Consider the following 3,584-nt stretch of genomic DNA (forward strand, 5'->3'; position numbering starts at 1 on the left):
ATCGTGATGACCAGGTTGAGAACTATCGAGAAGGCCATCCTGCCCTTAAGCTCGCCGTGGTGATGGTGATGATGTCCCATTCTTCACCCACCGATTCCAGGTGGAGCGAGGGATTTAAAAAGATTTTGAGCGTTAAGATTAGCATCTCAACGAAGCCCCTCTAGGGCATCCCCAACCTTAATGGCATCATTAACGATGACCATCCTAACTCCAGTGGAATCCAGAATCATCTTGCCCTTCGGACAGTCCGTCCTTGATATTATGGCGTTAACGCCGAGGTTGACCAGGAAGAGAGCAACTTTTGAACCCGCGCCGTAAGGCTCCCGTTTGTAAGGGTTCTCGATAACCTTGATCCCATTAACTTTCCCGTCCTCAAGCTCGACCAGCGTAAAGGTTTCCGCCCTCACCAAGCTCTCGTGAACATCATCGTCGAGACCGCCCTCTGAAGTAGGAACCGCGACCAGCGTTTTCACCACCTGCCGAAAATGGGTGAAAGGATTTTTAAGTGTAGTGCCAACCCACACTGGTGATCCTATGGAGAGGCTTGAGTACAGGGCGGAACTCGATTGGGACGGCAACGTCGGGAGCTTCGCGAGGGTCAGGGAGTTCCGGCTGAGAACCGATACAAACACCGACGGGGGCAACGAGGGACCTCTACCGGCAGAATACCTGCTTACCGCGATAGGCGGCTGCCTGACGATAAACTGGGGGAGGCTCATAAAGAAGATGCGCCTCAACGTCGAGGAGATGAGCATCGAAGTTAGGGGCTGGAGAAACCTCAAGGAACCCCCAGCTCCAGGAGATAACCTACCGCGTGAGGATTGTGACGGATGCACCGGAGAAGAAGATACTCCGCATCAAAGAGCTGGCCGAGAAATATGGCACGGTCTTCAACACCGTGGGGAAGGAGAAGATAAAAGGGGAAGTCGAGATAGTCAGGCCTAAGTGAACCTCTTTTCCAGCACTCTTTTGTGGACGGCCACGCCGGTGAAGAAGAAAGCCATTCCGAAGAGAACCAGCATCCCGAGGTCAACCCAGAGCGGGAGGTAGCCCTTTCCGAGCGAGTGCCTGAGCGCGTCGACGTAGTAGGTTAAAGGCGAGACGTAGGAAACGAGCCTTCCGTAGGAGGAAAGGTTCTCCAGCGGAACGAAGATGCCACTTATGAAGAGGAGCGAGAACTTGACGAGCGAGGTCAGCATCATAACGTCAGCGGGAACGTCGGTTGGCGGGTATGATGAGAGGAGCACCGTCATAGCTGAGAATGTTCCAACGGCAAGAAGAGTGGCCGTAATGAAAATCACCCATTCCAACTCGAGCTGAAGGTAAAGCACCGCTGGAATCGCTATGGCAAAGGTTATCACCAGCCCAAAGTAAAGTGAAGCCTGAAAGTCGCCGAGGAGAACAGTTGTAAGCGATACTGGAGCAGTTATGAGCCTCTCAAAGGTTCTTCCACGGCATTCCCAGGGGATTATCGTTGGACCAACTGCTGTCGATGTGAAGAAGGCCGTCATTGCCGTCAAGCCAACGAAGAGACTGTCCTGGGGGAGATTCCTTCCGATGAGGAAAGCTAAAAAGAGGAAGAAAGGAAAGAGAAGGCCCATTATCACGACCGGCCCCTTAATGTAGAAGATGAGCATGTCCTTCTTTGCTATTGCGAAGGAGCGCTTCAGCTGGTCAATCATTCTTACCACCCACCAGCTCCATGAACACATCTTCCAGCGAGGGCGAGAGCGTTCTTAAGCTGACTATCCTCAGCTTCTCCCGCTCTGCGTAGCGAACGAGTTCCTTAACGGTTTTATCAGGGTCTGCAGTGTAGATTCTCACCTTGTCGCCCATGGTTTCAACCTTTAAAACGGAAGAGAGAACAGACTGGTCAAACTTCATAGGCTCGAAGCTCACCTCAACCGAGACGCGCTCCTTGACGAGCTGCTTTAGCTTTTCTGGAGTGTCTATCGCTATCAGCTTGCCCTTCCTGATTATGCCGATCCTCTCGCAAAGCTCGTTCGCGTCGTCCATGTTGTGAGTTGTCAGGAATATCGTCTTCCCGGCTCTCTTTTCCTCCCGGATAACGTCCTTTATGAGGCGCGCGCTTATGACATCCAGCCCGCTCGTCGGCTCGTCCAGGAAGTAGAGCTCAGGGTCTGCTATCATGGCCATCGCGATTATCAACCTCTGCCTCATGCCCTTTGAGAAGCCCCTAACCTTAACGTTTCTCTTTTCATAGAGGTCAAACTCCCTGAGGAGTTCAAGCGAGCGCTTTTCTATCTCGGCCTTCGACATCCCGTAAAGCTCGCCCATAAGCCTAAGGTTCTGCATGGCCGTTAAATCAACGTAGGGATTGGCCATCTCGGGGACGATGCCCATTCTTTCCCTTGCCCTTATCTTCTCTTGCTCGTCGAGCATATCATAACCAAGAACCCTTACCTCGCCGGAATCGGGCTTTAGAACGCCGGTGAGCATCCTTATCGTGGTTGTTTTTCCCGCCCCATTTGGACCGAGGAAGCCAAAGACCTCGCCGGACTTGACTGAAAAACTCACGCCTTTGACTGCCTGAAACGAACCGTAGTACTTCACAAGATTAACGGCTTCAATCGCGTTCATTCTTTACACCATCATGAAAATATTTTCAGAGGTTAAAAGGATTCTTGCTCTGGATTTTTCGGTTTGGCCGGGCTTTTCCATGGGACATTAGGTGAAAACAAGATTCATCTGAAGCAAGCTTTAGAAGTTCCCAAAAATGCCCCTTTCGGTGAGCCTAATGAAGGAAGATTACCCGAAGTTATTCGAGCCGATCAACATCGGAAAGGTTCAGCTCATGAACAGGGCGGTTTTCCCGCCGATATCGACCAATTTCGCCCTGGAGAACGGTAGGCTGATGGAGAAGTTCGTCAAACACTACGAGAGGCGCGCAAGGGGCGGCGTTGGTTTGATAATCGTCGAGAACACGGCCATAGACTTCCCGGAAGGAAAGCACATGCCCTTCCAGCCGAGGATAGACTCAAAGGCCGTCCTTGAGGGACTGGGAGTGGCTGGCCTTCGAGGTGCACAAGTACGAGGGGGTTAAGCTCTCCATAGAGCTTGCCCACGAGGGCTGGAAGAAGATAGGCGTCGATTACCTATCTCCAGAGAAGATTGAGGAGCTTGTGGAGAAGTTCGCCTACTCCGCGAGATTGGCTATGGAGGCGGGCTTCGACATGGTCGAGGTGCAGGCTGCCCACGGCCTCCTCATCAACCAGTTCCTCTCGCCTCTGACAAACCACCGCGACGACGAATGGGGCGAGCCGACGAGGTTCGCGGTTGAGGTGAGGAAGCGCATAGCGGAGGAGTGCGGCCGGGACTTCCCGGTTACGGTAAGGCTCGCTATGGATGGCTTCCTTGAGGGCGGAATAAACCTGAGCATGGGGCGCGAGATAGCCCTGGAGCTTGCCAAAGCGGGCTACGACATGATACAGGCTGACATTGGCCTCGGCCCAAAGGAGAAGTGCCTTGAGCCGATGCACTACCCGCAGGCCTGGCGCGCTTATTTAGCGGAGAAGATAAGGCCCCTCCCGGTTCCAGTTGCGGCGGTTGGAATGATAAGGGAG

At 53.1% G+C, this 3,584-nt stretch carries 5 protein-coding genes and 1 pseudogene; 3 read left to right on the top strand and 3 right to left on the bottom strand.

Features of this window, described 5'->3' with window-relative positions; all coding sequences use genetic code 11:
* Positions 1-146 precede the first annotated feature (146 nt).
* Positions 147-473, bottom strand: a complete 327-nt coding sequence (locus tag MVG27_RS00680) for a NifB/NifX family molybdenum-iron cluster-binding protein (protein ID WP_297550896.1) — start codon at positions 471-473, stop codon at positions 147-149.
* 61 nt (positions 474-534) lie between these two features.
* Here MVG27_RS00680 and MVG27_RS00685 point away from each other — a divergent pair, with 61 nt between their 5' ends.
* Positions 535-945, top strand: coding sequence for an OsmC family protein (locus MVG27_RS00685; RefSeq protein WP_366078638.1), 411 nt, complete (start codon positions 535-537; stop codon positions 943-945).
* Here MVG27_RS00685 and MVG27_RS00690 read toward each other — a convergent pair.
* Both MVG27_RS00690 and MVG27_RS00695 read right to left on the bottom strand, forming a co-directional pair.
* Positions 942-1,682, bottom strand: coding sequence for an ABC transporter permease (locus MVG27_RS00690; protein ID WP_297555878.1), 741 nt, complete (start codon positions 1,680-1,682; stop codon positions 942-944). The two genes, MVG27_RS00685 and MVG27_RS00690, sit on opposite strands and share 4 nt — an antisense overlap.
* A complete protein-coding gene (locus MVG27_RS00695; RefSeq protein ID WP_297555880.1) occupies positions 1,675-2,601 on the bottom strand; it encodes an ATP-binding cassette domain-containing protein in 927 nt (308 codons plus the stop codon). Before MVG27_RS00695 ends, MVG27_RS00690 begins: the two co-directional genes overlap by 8 nt.
* Positions 2,602-2,758: 157 nt before the next feature.
* Between MVG27_RS00695 and MVG27_RS00700 the strand changes: the two genes are divergently transcribed.
* On the top strand, positions 2,759-3,064 hold the full coding sequence (locus MVG27_RS00700; RefSeq protein ID WP_297555883.1) for a hypothetical protein: 306 nt from the start codon (positions 2,759-2,761) through the stop codon (positions 3,062-3,064).
* A pseudogene (locus MVG27_RS00705) lies at positions 3,012-3,584 on the top strand (hypothetical protein); the annotation flags it as partial. The gene MVG27_RS00700 and the pseudogene MVG27_RS00705, both read left to right, overlap by 53 nt.

This window comes from Thermococcus sp. (assembly GCF_027011145.1).
In the GTDB taxonomy this organism is placed as follows: domain Archaea; phylum Methanobacteriota_B; class Thermococci; order Thermococcales; family Thermococcaceae; genus Thermococcus.

Bases quoted from the DNA above. Each gene is read 5' to 3' on its own strand.
- MVG27_RS00685 (WP_366078638.1), top strand. From the start codon at position 535: ATGGAGAGGCTTGAGTACAGGGCGGAACTCGATTGGGACGGCAACGTC.
- MVG27_RS00690 (WP_297555878.1), bottom strand. From the start codon at position 1,682: ATGATTGACCAGCTGAAGCGCTCCTTCGCAATAGCAAAGAAGGACATG.
- MVG27_RS00695 (WP_297555880.1), bottom strand. From the start codon at position 2,601: ATGAACGCGATTGAAGCCGTTAATCTTGTGAAGTACTACGGTTCGTTT.
- MVG27_RS00700 (WP_297555883.1), top strand. From the start codon at position 2,759: ATGAAGGAAGATTACCCGAAGTTATTCGAGCCGATCAACATCGGAAAG.